This window comes from Ponticaulis sp., from assembly GCF_029210165.1.
Lineage (GTDB): Bacteria > Pseudomonadota > Alphaproteobacteria > Caulobacterales > Hyphomonadaceae > Ponticaulis.
Genome location: NZ_JARGNT010000001.1, coordinates 2,200,654 through 2,219,802, shown reverse-complemented (window position 1 = coordinate 2,219,802; position 19,149 = coordinate 2,200,654). Strand labels below are relative to the sequence as shown.

The following is a 19,149-nucleotide window of genomic DNA, read 5'->3' as shown; positions in this document are numbered from 1 at the left end:
ATGACAAAGAACACGCCCGCAATCATCCTCGTTGGCCCTCAAATGGGCGAGAATATCGGCGCTGCGGCACGCGTTATGGGGAATTTCGGACTGTCTGATTTGCGGATCGTCGCCCCGCGGGACGGTTGGCCCAACCCTGCAGCAGAGACCATGTCTGCTGGCGCTTTCGAGAGCGGCGTTGTCACACCAACGGTTTACGAGGCGCTGGATGAGGCCGTTTCAGATCTCCACTTTCTGCTCGCAACCACCGCCCGCCAGCGCGGCATGGAAAAGCCAGTTCACTCCACCCGCACCGGCGTTGATGCGCTCATGAAAGCTGCGGGCAAGACAGGCGTTTTGTTTGGCGCTGAAAAATCAGGTCTCCCTAACGACGCCGTTGTTATGTGCGATGCTATCCTCACCTATCCGGTGAACCGTGAGTTTGCGTCCCTCAATCTGGCTCAGGCGGTTGGCGTCTTTGCCCATGCCTTTGCAGATGCAGAAGCCAGCGAGGAAGTTACCGGAGTCGACATGCCGGCTGATCGCAACGAGCTCATCGGTATGATGGAGCATTTCGAAGATGAACTCGACCGCGCAGGCTTCTTCTTTCCTGCACAGAAGAAAGACGTGATGGTCCAGAACCTTCGAAATGCGTTCACCCGTTCAGGTTGGACGGCGCAGGAAACCCGTACCTTCCGCGGCGCCATCAAAGCCCTCGCGCTTGGCCGCGGCAAAGCCCGCATTCAGCGCGATGACTGATTGAAACGGCGCACCGAACACGCTAATTCAGTGCCATGTCAGAGAAGAAACCTGCCCCTACCACGACACAGCTTATCATCTGGGCTATTCCAGCCGTCGCAGGGCTGATTTTCACCCTCGTTGCGCTGGTGCTTCATCAAGGCGTGGAATGGGGGCTTGGCGGCCTGCTTTTCGGTGTTCTGTATTTCATTATCCGCTATGGATCGCAGACAATCGAAACGCCCGATCAATAGGCGGTTGACAAACACGCGCGGTTCAGGCTTTTAGCGCGCTTCGCCCCGTTTACTCGGGTGCGGAGCTATGACGGGTGGTTGGTGTCCGCCGTTGAGATCGCTCGCCACATAGGGTGGCAAGCCGGACCCAGTCAGTAATAAGGATGACACCATGTCCCGCAGACATAGTGCAAAGTACAAAATTGACCGTCGCGTCGGCGAAAACATCTGGGGCCGCGCAAAGTCTCCAGTAAACAAGCGTCAGTCTCGCCCGGGTCAGCACGGTGCAGCTCGTCGTTCGAAAATGTCGGACTTCGGTACACAGCTGATGGCGAAGCAGAAGCTTAAAGGTTACTACGGCGACATCACCGAGAAGCAGTTCCGCAAAACTTATGACGAAGCAGCTCGTCGTAAGGGCAACACTGCAGAGAACCTGATTGGTCTCCTCGAGTGCCGCCTCGACGCGTTCATCTACCGCTCTAAGTTTGTTCCTACAATCTTCGCAGCGCGTCAGTTCGTGAACCACGCTCACGTCAAAGTAAACGGCGTTCGCACGAACATTCCTTCCTACCGTCTGAAGCCAGGCGACGTTGTTGAACTCCGTGACCGTGCGAAAAACATGGCGCTGGTTCTGGAAGCTCTCGGTTCTGCTGAGCGTGACGTTCCTGAGTACATCGACCTCGACCCGAAAGCTATGAAATCGACATTCGTTCGTATTCCTGAGCTTTCTGACGTTCCATACCCAGTGAAAATGGAACCAAACCTGGTCGTCGAATTCTACTCTTCGTAAGAAGACAGAACATCGATTTCGAAGAAGCCGTCCGGATTTCCGGGCGGCTTTTTTCTTGGCCATCGCGCCCAACGTGGTCGCGAATGCAGTGAAAATGCAACCCTCCCCTGTTCAGGGGACGCAAAATGGATAATCATCCGGCAGTGTACATTATCGATAATGTGTTCTGGGGATATTATGTCTGTATTCAAGTATTTAGCTGGCGCAGCCTTCTGCGCAGCCATGGTGATGCTCGCGCCTGCGTTTTCGCCGACTGAAGCCCAATCGGCCAACAATGTTCGCGCTTGCCAGTCCGGAAACGCCGAAGGCTGTTTCTATGCAGGTGCAGAGATTGCGCCGAACAACAAACAGAACGCCCTTCCCTATTTCATACGCGCCTGTGAGCTGGGTGTGCCAGATGGCTGCTTCTATGTCGGACGCTGGCAGCTCTATGGCGAAGGCAATATCCGTCAGGACCGTAGCGCGGCTCTCGACAATTTCGAACGCGCCTGCTCGGTCGGCCATTACGATGGCTGTCAGTTTGCCTATGATGTTGCGATCCTCCCGCAATTCGGCTTTCGGGATATCGGACGCGGTCTCGATATGATGGAAGAAGGCTGCGAGGCAGGAAATATCCCTGCCTGTAAAGACGGCGCCGCGATCGCCTATGACGGCCGCGCCGGCGAACACCCGGGACATGTCGACTTTTCTCGCGCTGGCCCGATGGCTGAGCTTGTCTGCGCCGATGCATATGATCGTCTCTATTGTCAGATGGCCGAAGCGATTTACGGAAACCCGGAATCCCCGACCTTCGATGCCCAGCGCGGGATTTTTTATAACCAGCTGAACTGCAATCAGGGCGTCGCGCCATCCTGCGGCAATGTCGGCTATATCTATATGATGCTCGAAGAGTATGACCTCGCAGCGCAGGCGTATACGCGTGCCTGCCGCGGTGGTCAGCAAAACCATTGTGAATACGGCCAGTATCTGACGAACTGGATCCGCACTCAGGCAGCAGAACTCGCTGCATATCAGGCTCAGCAACAGCAGCGTAACAGCGATATTGATGGCCTCATTCGCGCTGGTCGCTACGCAGATGCAGTGAACCGCGCCGTGCATGAGTACCGCTCTACAGACCTCGCATCCCGCGCCGTTCTTGCTGCAAACAATGCGGGCGCGATGTCGACCCTGAACACTCAGGACCTCTATGTTCTGGCGTACTGGTTCCCGTCTGGTCAGGTCGCGTCCTTCGTGAATTCACAATTGTCTGCACGCGGTACTGGCCTTGAGGGCACATTTGGCGGCGATACAAACGCACCTGGCGCGGCAGCCGCACGCTACCAGCAGCAATACGGATCACGTGCGCCAAGCTACACGACCAACTCTGGCCCGACGCCAAGCTCTTCGCCAGTCTTGTCGTCAGCGCAAGCCTCTCAACAGACCCGTGACCGTTACCGCGCGGCCTGGTGTCAGGGCAGCAACCAGAACCGTAACGTTTGCTAGCCTGCAATTCCCGCTCTGACGGCAAAACCATTTGCTGTCAGGGCGAATTCACGTCTTACTGACGTCATGAGTATCGAGATTCCATCCAGTGAGGACGTTGCAAGGCGTCTGATTGCAGAGCCCGGCAAAACCTTCAAACTGAAGGACTGCGCCACACGTGACGAAAAACTGTTCGACGACAAACACACCGCCCGCGCCAGCTGCGAAGAAGACGCGCGCGAAATCGACCGGCTTCAGGATATTCTCTACGCCGAACAAAAGCGCGCCCTGCTCGTCGTGCTGCAAGGCATTGATACATCAGGCAAGAGCGGCACGATGCGCTCTGTCTTTGCCTATACCAGCCCGTTGGGTCTTCAGGTTGCCGCCTTCAAAAAGCCGACCGACCTTGAACTCTCTCATGACTATCTCTGGCGTGTGCACCAGCAAGTGCCGCGCAAAGGCTATATCGGGATATTCGATCGCTCCCATTATGAGGATGTTCTGGTCGTCAAAGTGCGCGGGTTCGCGCCAAAGGACGACATTGAGAAGCGCTACGAACAGATCAACCAGTTCGAAAAACACCTCACTGAGAACGGCACGCGGATTCTGAAATTCATGCTGCACATCTCTCCGGAGACGCAGGCAGAGCGCCTCAAATCCCGCCTCGACGAGCCACATAAGCGCTGGAAGTTCAATCCTGGCGACCTTGAGGATCGCAAGCTCTGGCCCGAATTCATGGATGCGTATGACGACATGGTAGAGCGCTGTTCAACCGAGCACGCGCCATGGTATGTTGTGCCGTCCGACTCCAAATCCCGTCGCAATGCGATGATTGCCCGAATCGTTCGCGGCGCGCTCGAAGACATGGACCCACAGTATCCAGATCCGGGGTGGAACGCAGCGGACTACGACATTTAATGCGCAACTATTGATGAAAATCAGGGCGGTTCGTCTCTGAGGCCTTCTTCAGAGGCAGAATTGTGTAGTTAACTCTCATTATCTTGTTGCGCTGTTGGTGCGGTTGTCTAAAACGACAGGCATAAGATATATGAGGGGCGAGGATATTGGCGTCGTTTTGTAAGAGTTTGCTAGTCAGCTGTGTGGCAGTCGGCATTGTCGGTGCAGCCAGCGCACAGGAAACCGTATTCCCCGATTTTCCAAATTATGTGCCAAGCGTAGCCCCTGCGCGCGTCTCTCCTGATCTTGCTCCTACCATTGATGGCGACCTCTCAGATCCCATCTGGGCACAGGCGACGCAGATAACCGACTTCTATTCCGTAGAGCCAATTGTCGGCACCCCGACGGAAGACACCATCGTCTATATGGCATATGACGAGAACGCGCTTTATGTCGCCGTCCACGCCTTTGACAGCAATCCTGACGAAATCATCACCCGCATTATGGAACGCGACGGCGAAGTCTGGCGCGATGACATGCTGCGCTTCTATATCGACCCATTCAATACGGGCCTTGGCGGCTTTGGCTTTGATGTAAACGCAGCAGGTGCACGTCTCGACCGTATCCTTCAGCGCGGTGGCCCGCCAATCGTCGCCTGGGACACGATCTGGGCGGCAGACGGACAGGTCACTGATGACGGCTGGACGGCGGAAATCGAAATTCCGTTCCGCTCTATCAGCTTCGATCCGGAGTCAGATGAAGGCTGGGGCCTGCTCATCACGCGCGAGCTGGCTCACAAAAACGAACAGATTCGCTGGGCCTCTATTGATCCTGGCGTACAACCATTTGACTTCCGTCAGCCGGGCCGCCTCGTCGGTATTAGTGACATCGAAGAAGGCATGGGGCTGGACATTGAAGTCCTTGGCAAGATTGAAGCGAGCCGCGACTGGGAACGCCCTCGCGACGACGATCTGATCTTCGCGCCGAGCGCCAATATCTATTACAAGTTCACACCGTCCCTCACCGGTCTCCTCACACTGAATGCCGACTTCTCTGACACACCGCTGGACGCCCGTCAGATCAATACCGGCCGCTTCTCCATCTTCCTGCCAGAGACGCGTGACTTCTTCCTTCAGGATGCTGCTGTTTTCGAATTTGCCGGACAGACCTTCGGCCGCGGCCAGTCCAACGGCCAGCCATTTTTCTCGCGCCGCATTGGTATCGTCGATGGTACGCAGGTGGATATGAAGGGCGGCATCAAGCTCAGTGGCGAGCTGAACGGTGTCGAGGTTGGCCTTCTGACCACCCGCATGGGCAGCGCCGCAAATATTGAAGAGCAAACCCTCTCGGTTGGCCGTGTCAGCATTGATGTGCTCGACAATTCCCGCCTCGGCTTCATCGCGACGAATGGCGATCCACGCGGCCTTACAGATAACACCGTGCTCGGCACAGACTTTATCTACCGCGACCGTAACTTCATGGGCGGCGGACTGTTGCAGGCGACAGCTTTTTATCTACGCAGCCAGTCTGATGACATTGAAGACGATTCCTATGGCGTGCTCGTTCAGTACCCGAACGATAAATGGGGCTGGAATGTTTCCTTCCGCGAAATTGGCGAGGAGTACCGCCCTGCCCTCGGCTTTGTGAACCGCCCGGGCACGCAGGACAGCCGCGCAGGCTGGCATCGCCGTTTCCGCCAGACAGATAGCTGGCTGCAATACTGGCAGGTAGGCACAGAGCACAACTATATCACCGACCTCGACGGCAATCTGGAAACGCGACGCAACCAGTTCAATTTCGAGTTCGTGAATAGCGCTACCGACGAGTTCAAGTTTTCGGTGTTCGAAAATTTGGAAGTCGTGAATACGCCATTCTCGCTGCCACGCGGCATTATCATTCCCGCAGGCGAGTACCATAATGACGGTGCATCAGCGTCGATCCGGTCGTCCTTCACACGGCCCTACGGCACGAACTCAGAGATTCGAGTGCAGGATTATTTCGGCGGCGAACGTGTGAAGGTCAAGCTCGCGACAAACTTCCAGCCCTCTCCTTACTGGAGCCTGAAGCTGGAATATGACCGCGACCAGATTTCAGTGCCGAATGGTGATGTCACCGTGCAGGTCTACTCGGTCGAGAATGTCATCAATCTCTCGCCAGATATTTCTGTGAATACACAGATCCAGTACGACAATATCTCTGAAGGCATGTCGATCTTCAGCCGACTGCGCTGGGAAGTTCGCCCTGAAACAGAGGTCTTCGTGTCTGTCGGCCATGGCGCTGTGGTCGACTATGACGAGTTTCCGAGAGAATTTGAGTCAGTCCAGAGCCAGTTTGTCGTCCGCTTCGGCAACCGCTTTCAGTTCTGACACTTTTTCTGATATTGTTGCTTGACGAACTATTATTGTTTTGCGATATGACTATTATCGCAAAACAATACGGACCTCCGTCATGAAACTCATCACCCTCGCAGCCATTTCAGGCGCTGCACTCCTCGCCGCTGGCTGTGTCATTATCGATGCCGACTCAGACGGCTATAGCTCTCACTACTCATCCCATGATGACCGCGTCTATAGCGCAGATGTCTCTGGAGACACCGTCACTGTCCGCGTTCCATCGAACGGTTGCACAGACAAATCGTATTTTGAGGTCGACGTGGACCGTGAAGATCACAACATATTCTATGTCGAGTTCGAGCGCGAACGTGAAGACCATTGCCGCGCTCTCATGCCGGAAGGCGTTGAGCTGGTTTACAGCTTCTCCGAGCTCGGCATTCCAGCAGGTGCGTCCGTAGTGATTGAAAATCCGGTCGGTCGCTGATTAAGTCTGCTCATCTTGAGCACCGATTTTGTCACCAAAGGCTATCATTGGGCTCGGCAGGCGTTATCGCCCGCCGAGCTTTTGCGTCTGACTAATTGGGTGGACGAAAACCATGGTGGTGCGGGCACACGGCACGTCAGAATCGATGGAATCAAGAATCTACTCGCGCCCACTGGCACCGTCGGGGCTTTAGCGGATGAATTGCTGCCTAAAGCCCACCCGGTTCGTGTGACGGTCTTCAATAAATCAAATGACCAGAACTGGCTGGTGCCATGGCATCAGGACCGGGTCATTGCTGTTCGCGACAAACACGATCTCGCGGGCTATTCAGCTTGGACAAAACAAGGCGATTACTGGCATTGCGAGCCACCGATTGAAGCCTTCAAGAAAAGCCTCTTTATCCGGATCCACCTCGATGAGCTAACCACCGAAAACGGAGCGATGCAGATTGCCTCAGCCAGCCATCTGAATGGCTTTGTTCCTGCGGGGAATGCCAGAGGACTTGCCGAGAATTGCGAGATCGAAACGGGCGAATGCAAAGCTGGTGATCTGCTCGCGTGCAACAGCCTAATCCTGCACCGGTCGGGAAAATCAAAAACCAATTCACGACGCAGGACTATACGGATCGACTACTCAGCCTTCGATCTACCGGAACCGCTGGAATGGGCGATTGAGCAGGAATAACTTCAGTTGCTACCTTACCGGATCAAAACACGAAGAAATTCACATAGACAAAAGCAACGGGCAGCAGAGATAGCACCAACGGTATCGATGGGTTCAGAACAATCATCTCTGTGCGCACATTCTTTCGGACCGTTTCATAAATGGCCCAGGCCGCAAGAATACCAAATGGCATCAGCCACACGACAAACAGCGAAAAATTGACCACGAGATCATCGCCGCTACCGGCATACCTTGCGCCGCTGTGAAGCGCGGCCCAGGACATAATCATCTCGGCAAATGCAATTATTGCGACGATGATCGAGACCACCAGTTCGACAATGAACGCTATGGGAACAGTCTTGTCGTGGTCCACGGCGCGCCCTCATTCTCTCTACGGAACACCAGACGGTCATGCAGGCGAAATGGGCGGTCACGCCAGAACTCGATCTCGACCGGCTTCAGTCTGAACCCTGACCAGTGCGGCGGACGCGGCACTTTACCGAGTCCGAACTTAGTCGCATATTGCGCCACACGTTTTTCGAGCGCAAAGCGCCCCTCCATCGGGCGGGATTGTTCACTTGCCCAGGCACCGATGCGGCTGTCGCGCGCGCGAGACTGGAAATAAGCATCAGCTTCTTCATCGCTGACAAGCTCGACGTCCCCGCGAACGCGAACAGAGCGACGCAGCGATTTCCAATGAAAGCATAGCGCGGCTTTTTTCTGGCCAGTCAACTCGCCGCCTTTGGCGCTCTCAAGATTAGTGTACCAGACAAAGCCGTCCTGATCCGCGCTCTTCAAAAGCACCATGCGAACATTCGGCAAACCGTCAGCATCGACTGTAGCAAGAGACATGGCATTCGCATCATTCACTTCGGATTTTACAGCCGTTTTCAGCCAGTCTGCGAACAGGTCGAACGGGTTCTCCTTTGCGAAGAACACGTGATCGTCCTCAGGCGCGTTTTTTTGATCCTGATAGTCCGGAGAAGCCGGAATGAGGTCATCAATTTTCTTATCGGACATGTGAAGTTTCCTGCGATGCTGCCGCCTTGACTGAATGTGTGCGCGGTTCCACACAAGGACAAGCCTGAAGGAACGGATTATGCCGCGATATATCGACCTCTCGCACTCTATCGAAGAAGGCATAGTGACCTATAAAGGCCTGCCAGCGCCGATCATCTGCGACTGGATGAGCTTTGAAAAATCGCACGGCAAATATGCCGAAGGCACCGAGTTTTCCATGCAGTGGATATCTATGCACGGCAACACGGGCACGTATCTGGATGTGCCACGCCACCGTTATCGCGACGGTCACGACATGTGCGGGCTGAGCCTTGCGCGTGTGTCATCGGTTGAGGCGCTATGCGTCAACGTTTCAGCTGCGCCGAACCGCGATATCGGGCTGTCCTGGTTCGAGCATTTGAAAGTTGAAGGCAAAGCCTTACTGATCCGTACAGACTGGTCTCACAATTTCGGAACGGACGCCTATTTCGAAGAGCACCCATTCCTCAGCCGCGAAGCCGCAGCGTGGCTGCGGGATGAAGGCGCCGTGCTCGTCGGGATCGACAGTTTCAATATCGACAATGTGGATGGCGGCGAACGCCCTGTGCACTCAATTCTCCTTGGCGCCGAGATTCCGATTGTCGAACATCTCACCAATCTGGCCGAGCTGCCGCATGACGGCTTCCTGTTTTCCGCGGTACCGCCGAAAATTAAAGAGGTCGGCACCTTTCCAGTGCGCGCTCATGCCATTATGGATTGACCGGAAATCAGCACGGTAGCCAGGTCACATGTCGCATAACACGTTCGGTCATCTTTTTCGGGTCACAACCTGGGGCGAAAGCCATGGTCCAGCTATTGGCTGCGTAGTTGACGGGTGTCCGGGCGGTGTGCGCGTCGATGTGGAAGACATTCAGAAATATCTGGACCTGCGCAAGCCGGGCACATCGCGTTTTGTGACACAGCGCCGCGAACCCGATCAGGTCAAAATCCTCTCTGGCGTTTTCAATGATGACCAGACCGAAGAAAAATTCGGCGGACAAGTCACGACCGGCACGCCGATCTGCCTGATGATCGAGAATGTCGACCAGCGCTCCAAAGACTACGGTGATATCCGTGACCGTTATCGCCCGGGCCATGCCGACTTCACCTATGACGAAAAATATGGCGTGCGCGACTATCGCGGCGGCGGACGCTCATCTGCCCGCGAAACGGCTTCGCGCGTAGCAGCAGGCGCAATTGCCCGCGCCGTACTGGGCCCTGACATCAAAATCCGCGCGGCACTTGTGCAGATTGGCGAGCATAAGATTGATCGCGAGAAATGGGACTGGGCGGAAACAGAGAAGAATGCGTTCTGGTGCCCTGACGCGGACACAGCAAAGACCTGGGAAACTTATCTCGACGAAATTCGTAAGTCCGGCTCGTCTGTCGGTGCGGTGATTGAAATTGTTGCTGAAGGTGTTCCTCCGGGCTGGGGCGCGCCGATCTATGGCAAGCTCGATTCAGACCTCGCTATGGCGATGATGTCCATCAATGCGGTCAAAGGCGTCGAGATCGGTGCCGGCATGGATGCGGCCGAACTCACGGGCGAAGCAAACGCTGATGAAATGCGCGCAGGCAATGAAGGCCCGCGTTTCCTTTCCAACAATAATGGCGGCATTCTGGGCGGTATCTCGTCCGGTCAACCGATTGTGGCCCGCTTCTCTGTGAAGCCGACCTCCTCCATTCTGACGACCCGCAAATCCGTCACACGCGACGGACAGGATGTCGATGTAATGACGAGGGGCCGCCATGATCCATGCGTTGGCATTCGCGCTGCACCTGTTGCAGAGGCGATGATGGCCTGTGTTCTGGCAGACCACAAACTCCGTCACAGAGGACAAATGGGCTGATGTCTGGACGCACCTTCACGGCGGACTATGACAAGACCAATATTGCGACGCGCGTCTGGATACCTTTAGGCCTCGCCGCTGTGACTGGCATGACCGGTCTTCTGGCTGGCGTTCCGGGCCTCTCCATCATTGCAGCGATACTGACCTTCGTCGCTCTGCGCTTCTGGCCGCTTACGCGGTTTGACCGGCCTGCACTCAAACTCTCCGAAGATGGTGTCGAGATTGACGGCCTTGGCGCTGTGCGCTGGCGGGACATTTCTGATGTGCGCGACGGTATGGTTCAGGTAAAGGCGCTGAAGCTTCCTGCGATCGATCTCAGCTTCACACGTCCTATTCCGGATGTGTTTTCAGCCACGGCGGCAACGCGCCTGCGCCCGTGGGAAATCCGCATTTTCAAGCTACGCCGCGACGGTAAAATTCGTCTTGATCTCTCAAAGCTTGAAGATACGCCGGACGATGTTCGCAGCGCCTTTCGCTATTTCATGTCCGGCAATACCTGAACGCTACGCGCCAAAACCACCTGATTTCATATAAGCTTTCTCGGCATCCGTTGTTTCACGGCCCAGCATTTTATTACGATGCGGGAAACGTCCGAAGCGCGCGATGGCGTCCATATGGACCAGCGCGAAATAGTAATGCTCACGTGAGTTCAGCGGACGCAGCAAATCGCAGCATAGCTGCTGGTCGGCCAGATCTTCTGAATGCATGAAAGGCAGATAGAAGAAGTTCCGCGTCGGCATCATCTGCGTTTTGTCATAGCCGCGTTCGATAGCAACGCGTGCGAGGTCCAGCGCTTTTGCGTCGGTAGAAAACTGCTTGGCATCGCCGCGGAAGATATTACGGGGGATTTGATCCAGCAGAATAATGAGGGAGAGCATTCCCGAGGCGGTGTCCGCCCAGCTGTCCAGCTCACCTGCAGCGCCCTTCTCCCATAGCGCTTCATAGGCGCGGCATTTCTCATCGAATGCCTCACCGCCGCTGAACCATTTGGACGGTCCGGCGCTCAGCCAGAAATCAAGAAAGTCGATTGCGTCTTTATTATCAGCTGCGGTCATGCGTCGGGCTTTGTCCATGTCTGAATTTTAGTGAGGAACACCGGATCAGGCTCTGAAGGCACAAGACCGGCTTCGGAAAACAACTTGCCGAATTCCTCAGTGAGATAGTGTTTGTAATAGGGTTCGTGGAAGCCTTCCGGAAAATATTCAAGCAGACCATCCATCTCCGGTGTGTCGCCAAGCTGTAATGAGTCCGCAAACACAAAGCTTCCACCTGGTTTCAGTACGCGGGCAATCTCTTTGGCCACCACTGGGCGCACTTTCGGCGGCAGCTCGTGGAAGAGGTAAATGCTGACGATGATATCCTGAGACGCATCCGGCAGCGGCATAGCTTCGGCCTGTCCTTGAATGATCTCCGCAGACTTCCAGTGACTGACTTCGTTCTTGGCTTTCTCCGTGTAATTGGGCGACAGATCGAGCCCCGTTGCGTTGAGGCGCGGAAAGGCATCCATCACGCTGGCAAGAAAGCGGCCTGTACCGCATGCAAGATCTAATAGCTGCGTCTGGCGCTGGTTACGGCCCTTCATCAGTTTTGATATTTCGCCAAGCACGCAGCGGCGCATCACATCGGCAGAGCCAGTAAACAGCACCTCGACCTGCGTATCATAGATATCGGCACTCTCATCAGAGAACCAGCCGCCAGATTGATAGTGAAAGTTCTGGCGGTAATAGGCAGGATAATTGCCAGTTCGCAGTTCATCGCGCACCTCAGTGCCATTACGCTCAAGCCGGCGCTTATTCACCGCATCGGCATCCTTCAGGAAAGAGCGTGAGCGACGCAGCGCTGCGGGGAGCTGCGAAGGCTGCGCATCACGCGGACGCGGATAAAGCCCCGCTTCAATATTTTCCAGATCGCGCTGATAGGCTTTGAAGAATTCGCGACGCATCGACTTAAAGCTAGGCTGACCGCTGGCAGGCTTGAATGCAGGTTCGTCAGGTCGTGAGAAACCGCCCATATTCCGGCGCAGAAGCGCGTAATGACCAGAATACCAGAGCGTGCGAACACCCTGCCCTGCAGCATATTTTGCTGTACTCAGCGCGCGAAGCGGATTGCGAGGACTCTCAGCCATGGCTTTTCTCTCCTGAAAGAAGATATGGCGTTTTTAACCGCTTTGGGAAGCCTCAGCGTTTAATGGCGTAAACCAGCCATTCCTGATTGCCATCACTGCCCGTGACGGACGATGGCTCCCAGCCTTTTAGCGTGAAGCCATTGGCCTCCAGCCAGTCTGAAAACGCCTGTTTCGCTGCCTCGACCGCCTCTAAGTCAGTTACGATACCGCCCTTGCCGACAGCCTTACGACCGACTTGAAATTGCGGCTTAAACAGCAAAAGCGCCAGACCGCCCGACCTAACAAATGATACTGCCGGATCGAGAACCTTTTCCAGACCGATAAAGCTCGCGTCACAGACCAGAAAGTCAATCTCATGATCAATCTGTTCGGACGTGAGTTTGCGCGCATCCAGTTGCTCGAACAGTGAGACATTAGGATGGTTTCGCAGACTCGGGTGGAACTGGTCTGTCCCCACATCTACCGAGACAACATGCGCCGCACCGGCTTCCAGCAGAACTTCAGTGAAGCCGCCAGTAGAGCAGCCGACATCCAGACAGTTTAGCCCGCTTGCATCAACGCCAAACACCTCCAACGCGCCTTTAAGCTTCAGCGCCGCGCGAGAGACATAAGGATGCGCCCGCTCTGCATAAATGATGTCATCCCCGCCGACGTTCAGGCTGGCCTTCGTCACGACGGCACCATTCACCGTTACCTTGCCTGCGCTGATCGCGGCTTGCGCGTCTGACCGGGTCGCTAAAGACCCGCTATCAACAAGAAACTTATCAAGGCGCACACGTTCAGACATTCAGCCTGTTTACGCGCTCTTTCAAAAATGGAAATGGGCAGAAATGAAAATGGGCGACCCTTGAGGCCGCCCAATAATTTTTCTTATTATCACCCAGAACGCCTCAGCGGAGGTTAGTCCTCGAAAAGATCGCTCCACATAGCTTCACGGCTTACGCGCATCGCTTCAATCACGACTGCGAGCCCCGCGAGGCAAAGAACCATCAGAGGTGCAGCAGGCTGCTGCACCGCATTCACCATCACATCAATCATTTTTCACTCTCTCCCTCGGAGTGTAGACAGAGTAAGGTGAAGGCTCTTAATGAAGGGTATTCAAAGCGAAGATTCAGGCGAATAAAATTACTACAAAAGTATCTGATTTTATTCACTTTTTGATAACCAAAACCGGCAGATTTTGCCGGGCAGAACTGACCATTCGGAGGCTAAAATCGCACGTCAAAAAGCTCCCGCATCACGCGCCTGGCAGCGTATGCTCTCGGGTCGCAGACTGGATCTTCTGGACCCGTCTCCGTTGGATATTGAGATCAGCGATATCGCACACGGCCTCGCGCGGGTAGCGCGCTGGAATGGCCAAACGATTGGCGAACATGCATTTTCTGTCGCCCAACACAGCCTTGTCGTGGAAGAGGTCTGCCGTGAGCTGTCACCCGAAATGACGCGGGAAGAGTGCATGGTCGCCCTGCTCCATGACAGCCCTGAATATGTCATCGGTGATATGATCTCGCCATTCAAAGCGGTACTGGGCGAAGGTTACCGCACGTTCGAAGACAGGCTTGAACGGGCGATTCATATTCGTTTCGGTTTACCACCTGTTACCGACAAAAAATTGAAAAAGCTGATTAAGAGAGCCGATCATATCAGCGCATGGCTGGAAGCTGTTCAGCTTGCCGGATTTTCAGAAGCTGAGGCTGACGAGATTTTCGGCGCACCTGAAGTCCACTCAGAGATGCGCCTCACGCCTATGCCTGCCATGGAAGCGCAAGCGAAGTTCGTAGAACGCTTCAAAGCGCTTCAGGCCAGCTGAATGATGTCATGCTATCCTGAACGGCTGACGCAGACTCATCAGGGCAATTCACTGTGAGTCTCGTTTTGCCATATCCGGTCAGTTCAGCCACGGCCTGCGGCTCGTCACCAGCGATTTTCATCGTGTAGAGACCTGCACAGATAATCACGAACAGGATGGCAGTTTCTACGGGCTTTCTCATCAGAAGAACCTATTGCTCTGTTTTACATGTTTATTTTAGCCTTCCGTTGCGTCAGAAATTACGGCAACGTATCCGGGCATCTGAACTTTGCCTCGGACGCGCTGGGGCGGGTATCCTTCGAACAGGGGAAGACATGACAATCTGGGTCAGTTCGCGCTTCCGTGCGCCGCCGCTTTCAGACGAGATACGTCCTGTAAAGGTGGTGAGCCTTCTCGCCCCATGGGATGAATTCCCCGTCTTTCCTCATTTGGATGACGGCCAGCATTTAAGGCTGGCGTTTGAAGACGTTGAAGCAGATGACGAAACGCCCGATCCGCCAATGCCGGAACATGTCGAACAGTTGATCGAGTTTGTAAGCGATTGGGATCGCAACGACCCAATCCTCATTCATTGCTGGGCTGGCGTCTCCCGCTCAACCGCATCGGCATTCATTACTGCGTGTCTTTTAAATCCGGATCGCGACGAGTCCGAGATCGCAGATCTTCTGCGCGAGGCGTCCCCTACGGCCAAGCCGAACCGGCAGCTTGTGACGTTTGCGGATTCTCTTCTTGGCCGTAACGGTCGTATGCTCAAGGCCGTCATGACGATGAAGCCGCATACTTACGCCGAAGACGCCGAACCATTTGCCCTGCCGACGCAATTCGACGAAATGCGAGGTCACTGGGTTTAATGTCTCTGCGGGTCGGCCTTTCTGCAGTTATCGTTGCGGCCATTGATGGCCTGCCACACGTGCTCGCGACTCGTGGCGGCGACGAAGACGGGCTAGAAGGTCTCCCCTTTGGTGCGTTCGACCCTGAAGGCCACCGCACGTTCGAAATTGGCCTAAGAGACTGGGTGAGCGCGCAAACCGGCTTTGAGCTCGGCTATGTCGAGCAACTCTATACGTTCGGTGATCTGGGCCGCGAACTTCCAACTGCGCGCCTCGATAGCGGAAGCCCTGCCGACAGGGTGATATCTGTAGGCTATATCGCGCTGACACCTGAAGCCACGGAAATTGGCGGCGCATTCGATGCGGTGTGGCGCAATTGGTATCGCTATTTCCCCTGGGAAGACCATCACGCAGACAGCGCACAAGCCATCATCAGCCCACTGTCTGACCAGTTGAAGAAATGGGCGGACAGCGCGGGCAGTCCGGCAGCCAGCCATGATCGGTGGACCCGCGCCAGCATTGCTTTTGGCCTCGATGACAAACCGTGGATCGAAGAGCGTGTTCTGGAGCGCTATGAGCTCCTTTACGAAGCCGACATCGTTCCGGAAGCCTGGCGGGACCGTGCCGAAACCTCGCCCTGCAGCCTGCCCGAGCGTGTCACCGGCACACCGATGCGGTCGGACCATCGCCGTATTCTCGCAACCGGCATGAGCCGCTTAAGAGGCAAAATCAAATATCGTCCGGTTGTCTTTGAATTAATGCAGGAAATGTTCACCCTCTCTGCTTTGCAAGAGACTGTTGAGGGCATACTTGGCACTAAGCTGCACAAGCAAAACTTCCGCCGTGCGCTGGATAAGACAGGTTTCGTGGAAGGCACTGGCGAGTTTGAAACCGCGACGGGCGGCCGCCCGGCTGAGCGCTTTCGTTTCCGCAGAGAAATACTCTCAGAACAGGCAGCCCTTGGCGTTCAAACGCCCAAACAGCGATAAGCCGGACTTTTTCCAATCCGTCCCTATGCACGCTGTAGCAAGCACCCTAAAACTCAATATAGACAACCAACACGACTGGCAGGCCAACAAGTGACTAAAACCCGCGCGACACGTTCCGACTTTGTACAATACCGTCACCTGACCACCCGCTGGCAGGATAATGATGTCTACGGTCATATGAACAATGTTGTGTACTACGAACTGGTCGACAGCGTTGTGAACAGCTGGCTGCGCAATGAAGCAGGCATGCCCGTCCCAGATGGTGATATCGTCGGCCTCGTCGTGCAATCGGGCTGCACCTACCACGCCAGCCTCGGCTGGCCCGAACCGATTGAGGCCGGTATGGCAGTCGCACGCGTCGGCAACAGCTCCATCACCTATCTGATCGGCCTGTTTTCTGTTGGCGAGAATGACGCGGCCGCCGAAGCAAGCTTCACGCATGTCTATGTCAACAAAGATACGCGCCGCCCCGTGCCTATCCCGGAAAACCTTCGCGCCGCAGCGACATCGCTCCTGCGCGAGGAGTAACCGATTAGGCAAAGGCCGAAGCAAAATTTCTCCGCTATCTCGCAGTTGCAGCAAGGAATATGCCCTCACTGCGTTGTTTGGATCGCGTTTTAGATTGTCCTACCTTTCGCCCCTCTCCCAGATTTGACTTGCCAGCTTCTGCTCTTTGACGTATTTGTGACGCACTGAGTTTTGCTCAATTTGTGCAAAAGGGTATCAATTCCTCCTTTCTCAAGGCCTGTGATCTTGAAAAGGCGTATTTGTCTACCCATATTATGCTCATATTGAGCAAAAGGGGCTTGCCCCTTACAATCGAAGGAGGGGACTAATGGCCCGAATTATTGATACTGCACCTGGTTGCGACATGCCTGCGCTGACGCGCACGCCGACGGCACTGGAAGCTCGCGGCCTCTCCTATAATGACGAGGTTAAAGCCGCTACGGACCATCTCTATGAAGAGGTGAAGGATTTCATCACTCCGATGGAATGGCCGGGCATTGCGCCGCTCGTACACGGCATCAACAAGCTGAAAACACAGCGAAATGCGGTTGTTCTGGCGCACAATTATATGACGCCGGATATCTTCAACCTTGTTGGCGATTTTCGTGGTGACTCTTTGCAGCTGGCGCGCGAAGCGGCCAATGTAGATGCCGAAGTCATCGTACAGGCTGGTGTTCACTTCATGGCCGAGACATCTAAAATTCTCGCGCCGGAGAAGACGGTTCTTATCCCTGATATGGAAGCAGGCTGTTCACTGGCCGAATCCATTACGGGTGCAGATATCCGCCTCATCAAGCAAAAGTATCCGGGCATTCCTGTCGTCACTTATGTGAATACGACTGCAGATGTAAAAGCGGAAACAGACGTTTGCTGTACATCTTCCAATGCGGTTCAGGTTGTTGAGCACGTCGCGGCGGAATGGGGTGTCGATAAAGTCATCCTGATTCCGGACAAGTATCTGGCGCGCAACGTAGCTGCCGTGACGGATATCGAGATCATTACATGGGATGGCCGCTGCGAAGTGCACGAGCAGTTCACTGCTGACGATATTCACGCGCTGCGTGATGCCCACCCTGGCGTACTGATCCTTGCACACCCTGAATGCCCACCAGATGTTCTGGAAGCATCAGACTTTGCAGGGTCTACATCAGCTCTGTCCAACTATGTGTCCGAGCGCAGCCCGAACAAAGTTGTTCTGCTGACCGAGTGCTCCATGAGCGACAATGTCGCGAGTGCCAATCCGGACGTAGAGTTTGTGAAACCATGTAATCTGTGCCCACATATGAAACGGATTACGCTGGAGAACATTTTCGACGCTCTGACCGAGATGAAGCACGAAGTTCTGGTCGACGAAGATGTTCGTGTGCAGGCGAAAAAAGCGATTGATGCTATGCTCGCTCTGCCAAATCCAAAGACTGCACGTCCGTTCGAAACGGGCCTTGCACCAAAGGATATTGAAACGCTGAGCCCGGCATAAGGGCTCGGTTGCCCCGGAGGTCAGTATGAAATCAGTTCCGGCAACGCTCTTTGTGATCGCCACATGTCTCTCTGTCGCACAGGCAGAACCGGCGGTCACGGCGCGTTCGGAATTCAATGCTGACATGCTGGGAAGCTGGTCATTCTCAACAGACCGGTATGCCAATGGCATTTGCCAGATGACAGGCACTCTCACAGTCTTCCCCGGCCAGACGAACGCGAACGGCCTGGAATGTGAACTAACGGCTGTTGAAGATTGCGGCTTTGGACGGTCTGTTGTTGCCCAGACCTGTCAGATCACAGCGGACAACACAGAGTATCTGCTCGAAAGTGAAATCGTCGAATTCATCGAACGTATGCCCAATGTGATGGGCATTTATATACCCGATCACTTCATCATCAGCGACGTTACCGGCGATGAAATGCACGGGCGTCTTGTGTCCGCTTCTACAGCCGCAGCGATTTTCGTGCGCGATGAGGGGAATATCTCATGAAACAGCTTGTACTGGCCCTTTCTGTTTGTCTCGCACCAATGCTGTCGGGCGCTGCGGCCGCCGAGCAGGCATCCGACGACGTTCCAAACATTAGCGGCGAATGGTCGTTTGAAGCCGATACAGGTGCCGGATGTTCATTCACCGGGTCAGCCCTGCTTCTGGGTACGTCCGAGCCAGGCGTCTATGAGTGTGAGCTGACAGCGCTACAGATTTGCGGTTCGGAGCAATGGCAGGTTCGCCAGTCATGCACCGCTATTCGCGAAGACAATATTCTGGAGATCAGCTCCGAAATTGAGGAATATATTCAGGGCTATGACAATGGCGGCTATTTGCCGGACAATTTTCGCCTTGCCATCACAAGCGCTGATCTGATGCAGGGCTATCTGATGTCCTGGGGCTTCCACGTCGCCGAATTCCGGCGCTCAATCGGGGCTATTTCCTGATCTCATGAC

25 protein-coding genes are annotated in these 19,149 nt (G+C 54.9%); 18 read left to right on the top strand and 7 right to left on the bottom strand.

All coding sequences use genetic code 11. The features are described 5' to 3' along the window. The 8 genes from P1U45_RS10805 (at position 1) to P1U45_RS10770 (ending at position 7,599) form a co-directional block, all read left to right on the top strand. Positions 1-738 (top strand): RNA methyltransferase, encoded by a 738-nt coding sequence (locus P1U45_RS10805; RefSeq protein ID WP_301059086.1) that lies wholly within the window; start codon positions 1-3, stop codon positions 736-738. A 35-nt stretch (positions 739-773) separates the two neighbouring features. Further along, entirely contained in the window at positions 774-971 is a 198-nt protein-coding gene (locus P1U45_RS10800) for a hypothetical protein (RefSeq protein ID WP_301059085.1), read from the top strand. 151 nt (positions 972-1,122) lie between these two features. Next, the gene (gene rpsD / locus P1U45_RS10795) at positions 1,123-1,740 is read left to right on the top strand and encodes a 30S ribosomal protein S4 (protein ID WP_022695007.1); all 618 of its coding nucleotides are present in this window, start codon (positions 1,123-1,125) and stop codon (positions 1,738-1,740) included. Positions 1,741-1,917: 177 nt separating this feature from the next. Next, the gene (locus tag P1U45_RS10790) at positions 1,918-3,222 is read left to right on the top strand and encodes a hypothetical protein (RefSeq protein ID WP_301059084.1); all 1,305 of its coding nucleotides are present in this window, start codon (positions 1,918-1,920) and stop codon (positions 3,220-3,222) included. A 66-nt stretch (positions 3,223-3,288) separates the two neighbouring features. After that, complete coding sequence (locus P1U45_RS10785) at positions 3,289-4,119, top strand: polyphosphate kinase 2 family protein (protein WP_301059083.1); 831 nt, start codon at positions 3,289-3,291, stop codon at positions 4,117-4,119. Between the two features lie 182 nt (positions 4,120-4,301). Next, complete coding sequence (locus P1U45_RS10780) at positions 4,302-6,464, top strand: carbohydrate binding family 9 domain-containing protein (protein ID WP_301059082.1); 2,163 nt, start codon at positions 4,302-4,304, stop codon at positions 6,462-6,464. A gap of 82 nt (positions 6,465-6,546) precedes the next feature. Further along, positions 6,547-6,915 carry a hypothetical protein gene (locus tag P1U45_RS10775; RefSeq protein ID WP_301059081.1) on the top strand — a complete coding sequence of 123 codons (369 nt, stop codon included), beginning with the start codon at positions 6,547-6,549 and terminating at the stop codon, positions 6,913-6,915. A gap of 15 nt (positions 6,916-6,930) precedes the next feature. Further along, entirely contained in the window at positions 6,931-7,599 is a 669-nt protein-coding gene (locus P1U45_RS10770) for a phytanoyl-CoA dioxygenase family protein (protein ID WP_301059080.1), read from the top strand. A gap of 22 nt (positions 7,600-7,621) precedes the next feature. On the opposite strand, the gene P1U45_RS10765 is transcribed toward P1U45_RS10770, so the two are convergent. Together P1U45_RS10765 and pdxH are read right to left on the bottom strand one after the other, a co-directional pair. Then, positions 7,622-7,951 carry a hypothetical protein gene (locus P1U45_RS10765; protein WP_301059079.1) on the bottom strand — a complete coding sequence of 110 codons (330 nt, stop codon included), beginning with the start codon at positions 7,949-7,951 and terminating at the stop codon, positions 7,622-7,624. Then, positions 7,924-8,598 carry a pyridoxamine 5'-phosphate oxidase gene (gene pdxH / locus P1U45_RS10760; protein WP_301059078.1) on the bottom strand — a complete coding sequence of 225 codons (675 nt, stop codon included), beginning with the start codon at positions 8,596-8,598 and terminating at the stop codon, positions 7,924-7,926. The genes P1U45_RS10765 and pdxH overlap by 28 nt, the downstream gene beginning before the upstream one ends. Positions 8,599-8,677: 79 nt before the next feature. Between pdxH and P1U45_RS10755 the strand changes: the two genes are divergently transcribed. Genes P1U45_RS10755 through P1U45_RS10745 form a run of 3 tightly spaced genes read left to right on the top strand, consistent with a single transcriptional unit; the run spans position 8,678 to position 10,966 of the window. Then, positions 8,678-9,337, top strand: coding sequence for a cyclase family protein (locus P1U45_RS10755; RefSeq protein WP_301059077.1), 660 nt, complete (start codon positions 8,678-8,680; stop codon positions 9,335-9,337). Positions 9,338-9,365: 28 nt separating this feature from the next. Further along, positions 9,366-10,466, top strand: coding sequence for a chorismate synthase (gene aroC / locus P1U45_RS10750; RefSeq protein ID WP_301059076.1), 1,101 nt, complete (start codon positions 9,366-9,368; stop codon positions 10,464-10,466). Continuing rightward, on the top strand, positions 10,466-10,966 hold the full coding sequence (locus P1U45_RS10745) for a hypothetical protein (RefSeq protein ID WP_301059075.1): 501 nt from the start codon (positions 10,466-10,468) through the stop codon (positions 10,964-10,966). Before aroC ends, P1U45_RS10745 begins: the two co-directional genes overlap by 1 nt. A gap of 3 nt (positions 10,967-10,969) precedes the next feature. Here the strand turns inward: P1U45_RS10745 and P1U45_RS10740 are convergent, their stop codons facing one another. The 4 genes from P1U45_RS10740 to P1U45_RS10725 form a co-directional block, all read right to left on the bottom strand. After that, positions 10,970-11,521 (bottom strand): DUF924 family protein, encoded by a 552-nt coding sequence (locus tag P1U45_RS10740; RefSeq protein WP_301059074.1) that lies wholly within the window; start codon positions 11,519-11,521, stop codon positions 10,970-10,972. Next, a complete protein-coding gene (locus tag P1U45_RS10735) occupies positions 11,518-12,591 on the bottom strand; it encodes a class I SAM-dependent methyltransferase (RefSeq protein WP_301059073.1) in 1,074 nt (357 codons plus the stop codon). The genes P1U45_RS10740 and P1U45_RS10735 overlap by 4 nt, the downstream gene beginning before the upstream one ends. A 52-nt stretch (positions 12,592-12,643) precedes the next feature. Further along, the gene (locus P1U45_RS10730; RefSeq protein ID WP_301059072.1) at positions 12,644-13,378 is read right to left on the bottom strand and encodes a TlyA family RNA methyltransferase; all 735 of its coding nucleotides are present in this window, start codon (positions 13,376-13,378) and stop codon (positions 12,644-12,646) included. Between the two features lie 113 nt (positions 13,379-13,491). Beyond that, positions 13,492-13,629 (bottom strand): hypothetical protein, encoded by a 138-nt coding sequence (locus tag P1U45_RS10725; protein ID WP_022694995.1) that lies wholly within the window; start codon positions 13,627-13,629, stop codon positions 13,492-13,494. A 217-nt stretch (positions 13,630-13,846) separates the two neighbouring features. Here P1U45_RS10725 and P1U45_RS10720 point away from each other — a divergent pair, with 217 nt between their 5' ends. Then, positions 13,847-14,401: an HD family hydrolase gene (locus P1U45_RS10720; RefSeq protein ID WP_301059071.1), complete on the top strand. Its 555-nt coding sequence runs from the start codon at positions 13,847-13,849 to the stop codon at positions 14,399-14,401. Here P1U45_RS10720 and P1U45_RS10715 read toward each other — a convergent pair. Further along, positions 14,379-14,582 (bottom strand): hypothetical protein, encoded by a 204-nt coding sequence (locus P1U45_RS10715; RefSeq protein WP_301059070.1) that lies wholly within the window; start codon positions 14,580-14,582, stop codon positions 14,379-14,381. The two genes, P1U45_RS10720 and P1U45_RS10715, sit on opposite strands and share 23 nt — an antisense overlap. 133 nt (positions 14,583-14,715) lie before the next feature. Here P1U45_RS10715 and P1U45_RS10710 point away from each other — a divergent pair, with 133 nt between their 5' ends. The 6 genes from P1U45_RS10710 (at position 14,716) to P1U45_RS10685 (ending at position 19,140) form a co-directional block, all read left to right on the top strand. Next, positions 14,716-15,252 (top strand): protein-tyrosine phosphatase family protein, encoded by a 537-nt coding sequence (locus P1U45_RS10710; protein WP_301059069.1) that lies wholly within the window; start codon positions 14,716-14,718, stop codon positions 15,250-15,252. Next, positions 15,252-16,220 (top strand): NAD regulator, encoded by a 969-nt coding sequence (locus P1U45_RS10705; RefSeq protein ID WP_301059068.1) that lies wholly within the window; start codon positions 15,252-15,254, stop codon positions 16,218-16,220. Before P1U45_RS10710 ends, P1U45_RS10705 begins: the two co-directional genes overlap by 1 nt. A gap of 90 nt (positions 16,221-16,310) precedes the next feature. Beyond that, a complete protein-coding gene (locus P1U45_RS10700) occupies positions 16,311-16,748 on the top strand; it encodes a thioesterase family protein (RefSeq protein ID WP_301059067.1) in 438 nt (145 codons plus the stop codon). Between the two features lie 343 nt (positions 16,749-17,091). Beyond that, the gene (gene nadA, locus P1U45_RS10695) at positions 17,092-18,204 is read left to right on the top strand and encodes a quinolinate synthase NadA (protein ID WP_363258729.1); all 1,113 of its coding nucleotides are present in this window, start codon (positions 17,092-17,094) and stop codon (positions 18,202-18,204) included. Positions 18,205-18,229: 25 nt separating this feature from the next. After that, positions 18,230-18,697: a hypothetical protein gene (locus P1U45_RS10690; RefSeq protein WP_301059066.1), complete on the top strand. Its 468-nt coding sequence runs from the start codon at positions 18,230-18,232 to the stop codon at positions 18,695-18,697. Then, positions 18,694-19,140, top strand: a complete 447-nt coding sequence (locus P1U45_RS10685) for a hypothetical protein (RefSeq protein WP_301059065.1) — start codon at positions 18,694-18,696, stop codon at positions 19,138-19,140. The genes P1U45_RS10690 and P1U45_RS10685 overlap by 4 nt, the downstream gene beginning before the upstream one ends. The last annotated feature ends 9 nt before the right edge of the window (positions 19,141-19,149 follow it).

Coding starts and splice junctions, on each gene's coding strand:
- P1U45_RS10805 (WP_301059086.1), top strand. CDS start 1: ATGACAAAGAACACGCCCGCAATCATCCTCGTTGGCCCTCAAATGGGC.
- P1U45_RS10800 (WP_301059085.1), top strand. CDS start 774: ATGTCAGAGAAGAAACCTGCCCCTACCACGACACAGCTTATCATCTGG.
- rpsD (WP_022695007.1), top strand. CDS start 1,123: ATGTCCCGCAGACATAGTGCAAAGTACAAAATTGACCGTCGCGTCGGC.
- P1U45_RS10790 (WP_301059084.1), top strand. CDS start 1,918: ATGTCTGTATTCAAGTATTTAGCTGGCGCAGCCTTCTGCGCAGCCATG.
- P1U45_RS10785 (WP_301059083.1), top strand. CDS start 3,289: ATGAGTATCGAGATTCCATCCAGTGAGGACGTTGCAAGGCGTCTGATT.
- P1U45_RS10775 (WP_301059081.1), top strand. CDS start 6,547: ATGAAACTCATCACCCTCGCAGCCATTTCAGGCGCTGCACTCCTCGCC.
- pdxH (WP_301059078.1), bottom strand. CDS start 8,598: ATGTCCGATAAGAAAATTGATGACCTCATTCCGGCTTCTCCGGACTAT.
- P1U45_RS10755 (WP_301059077.1), top strand. CDS start 8,678: ATGCCGCGATATATCGACCTCTCGCACTCTATCGAAGAAGGCATAGTG.
- aroC (WP_301059076.1), top strand. CDS start 9,366: ATGTCGCATAACACGTTCGGTCATCTTTTTCGGGTCACAACCTGGGGC.
- P1U45_RS10745 (WP_301059075.1), top strand. CDS start 10,466: ATGTCTGGACGCACCTTCACGGCGGACTATGACAAGACCAATATTGCG.
- P1U45_RS10740 (WP_301059074.1), bottom strand. CDS start 11,521: ATGACCGCAGCTGATAATAAAGACGCAATCGACTTTCTTGATTTCTGG.
- P1U45_RS10735 (WP_301059073.1), bottom strand. CDS start 12,591: ATGGCTGAGAGTCCTCGCAATCCGCTTCGCGCGCTGAGTACAGCAAAA.
- P1U45_RS10730 (WP_301059072.1), bottom strand. CDS start 13,378: ATGTCTGAACGTGTGCGCCTTGATAAGTTTCTTGTTGATAGCGGGTCT.
- P1U45_RS10725 (WP_022694995.1), bottom strand. CDS start 13,629: ATGATTGATGTGATGGTGAATGCGGTGCAGCAGCCTGCTGCACCTCTG.
- P1U45_RS10720 (WP_301059071.1), top strand. CDS start 13,847: ATGCTCTCGGGTCGCAGACTGGATCTTCTGGACCCGTCTCCGTTGGAT.
- P1U45_RS10715 (WP_301059070.1), bottom strand. CDS start 14,582: ATGAGAAAGCCCGTAGAAACTGCCATCCTGTTCGTGATTATCTGTGCA.
- P1U45_RS10710 (WP_301059069.1), top strand. CDS start 14,716: ATGACAATCTGGGTCAGTTCGCGCTTCCGTGCGCCGCCGCTTTCAGAC.
- P1U45_RS10705 (WP_301059068.1), top strand. CDS start 15,252: ATGTCTCTGCGGGTCGGCCTTTCTGCAGTTATCGTTGCGGCCATTGAT.
- nadA (WP_363258729.1), top strand. CDS start 17,092: ATGCCTGCGCTGACGCGCACGCCGACGGCACTGGAAGCTCGCGGCCTC.
- P1U45_RS10690 (WP_301059066.1), top strand. CDS start 18,230: ATGAAATCAGTTCCGGCAACGCTCTTTGTGATCGCCACATGTCTCTCT.
- P1U45_RS10685 (WP_301059065.1), top strand. CDS start 18,694: ATGAAACAGCTTGTACTGGCCCTTTCTGTTTGTCTCGCACCAATGCTG.